Annotated in this window: 1 protein-coding gene; it reads left to right on the forward strand. The window is 71.8% G+C overall.

Annotated features, from left to right (window positions below):
• Positions 1-2253: type I polyketide synthase (locus GA0115259_RS30985; protein ID WP_141716763.1), on the forward strand; the 2253-nt coding region annotated here is incomplete at both ends.

Consider the following 2253-nt stretch of genomic DNA (forward strand, 5'->3'; position numbering starts at 1 on the left):
CTCGTACTGACCAGCCGGCGCGGGCCCGACGCGCCCGGCGCCGCCGCTCTCCGCGCCGAACTGGAGGAGCTGGGCGCGCACGTCGAGATCGTCGCCTGCGATGTCGCCGACCGTGCCGCGCTCGCCGCCGTACTGGCCGGCATTCCGGACCAGACACCGCTGAGCGGAGTGGTGCACACCGCGGGCGTCGGCCAGTTCGGACCGCTCGAACAGACCGGCCTCGCCGAATTCGCCGAGCTGACCTCGGCGAAGCTCGCGGGCGCGGCCCATCTCGACGCCCTGCTCGGCGAGCGCGAACTCGACCTGTTCGTCCTGTTCGGCTCCATCGCCGGTGTCTGGGGCAGCGGCGGCCAGAGCGCCTACGGCGCGGCCAACGCCTATCTCGACGCCCTCGCGGAACACCGCCACGCCCGGGGACTGACCGCCACCTCCCTCGCCTGGGGACCCTGGGCCGAGGCGGGCATGGCCGCCGGCGGAACGGTCTCCGCCACCTTCGAACGGCAGGGCCTCGGCCTCCTGGAGCCAGGGCCCGCGATCACCGAACTGCGCCGGGCGGTCCTCGGCCAGGACACCACTGTCACGGTCGCCGACGTCGACTGGGAGCGCTACGCCCCGGTCTTCACCTCGGCGCGTCCCAGCGCCCTCCTCGCCGATCTGCCCGAGGTACGGGCACTCACCGTCGCCGCCGACGCACACGACACCGGCCGGGCCTCGGAGTTCGTCACGCGCGTACGGACCCTGACCGAGCCCGAGCAGATCCGTCTCCTCGCCGATCTGGTACGGAGCGAGGCCGCCGCCGTCCTCGGACACAGCTCCGCCGACGGCGTACCGGAGGCACGCGCCTTCCGCGAGATCGGCTTCGACTCGCTCACCGCCGTCGAACTGCGCAAGCGGCTGTCCACGGTCACCGGACTCACCCTGCCCAGCACGATGGTCTTCGACTATCCGACACCGCTGGAGCTGGCGCGGTACCTGCGGGCCGAGATCCTCGGCGCCGTCCTGGAGACGGCAGGGCCCGTCGCGACCGGCGCCGCCGATGACGAGCCCATCGCCATCATCGGGATGAGCTGCCGCTTCCCGGGCGGAGCCGGCTCTCCCGAGCAGCTCTGGGAGCTGGTCACACAGGGCGTGGACGCGGTGTCCGAATTCCCCGTGAACCGTGGCTGGGACGCCCAGGGCCTCTACGATCCCGACCCGGACCGGCCGGGCAGGACGTACTCGACACAGGGCGGATTCCTCCATGAGGCGGACGCGTTCGACCCGACGTTCTTCGGTATCTCGCCGCGCGAGGCGCTGGTGATGGATCCTCAGCAGCGGCTGCTGCTGGAGACCACCTGGGAGAGCTTCGAGCGTGCCGGTATCGATCCCGTGGCCGTACGAGGCAGCCTCACCGGCACCTTCATCGGCTCCAGCTACCAGGAGTACGGACTCGGCGCGGGCGACGGGGCCGAGGGCCATATGGTCACCGGCAGCAGTCCCAGTGTGCTGTCCGGGCGGCTCTCCTATGTCTTCGGGCTCGAAGGCCCTGCCGTCACGGTCGACACGGCGTGCTCGTCCTCGCTCGTCGCCCTCCATCTCGCCTGCCAGTCGCTGCGCAACGGCGAGTCCACGCTCGCGGTCGCGGGCGGCGCCACCGTCATGACCACGCCGGCGCCCTTCGTCGCCTTCAGCAGGCAGCGGGCCCTTGCCCAGGACGGCCGCTGCAAGGCGTTCTCCGACGACGCGGACGGGATGACGCTGGCCGAGGGCGTCGGCATCCTGCTGGTGGAGCGGCTCTCCGACGCCCGCCGCAATGGACATCCGGTGCTGGCCGTGATCCGTGGCTCGGCGATCAACCAGGACGGCGCGTCCAACGGCCTTACCGCGCCCAACGGCCCGTCCCAGCAGCGCGTCATCCGGCAGGCCCTCGCCAACGCACGGCTGGATCCCTCGGACATCGACGCCCTGGAGGCCCATGGCACGGGAACGCCGCTCGGCGATCCGATCGAGGCCCAGGCGCTGCTGGCCACCTACGGCCGCGAACGCGACCCGGAGCGTGCCCTGCTGCTCGGCTCGGTCAAGTCGAACATCGGACACGCCCAGTCCGCCGCCGGTGTGGCCGGTGTGATCAAGATGGTGATGGCGCTGCGTCGCGGAGTACTGCCGCGTACGTTGCACGCGGAGAGGCCGTCGTCGCATGTGGACTGGTCCTCCGGTGCGGTGCGGTTGTTGTCGGAGGCGGTGGAGTGGCCGGAGACGGGCCGCCCGCGTCGG

This window comes from Streptomyces sp. MnatMP-M17 (assembly GCF_900091995.1).
Lineage (GTDB): Bacteria > Actinomycetota > Actinomycetes > Streptomycetales > Streptomycetaceae > Streptomyces.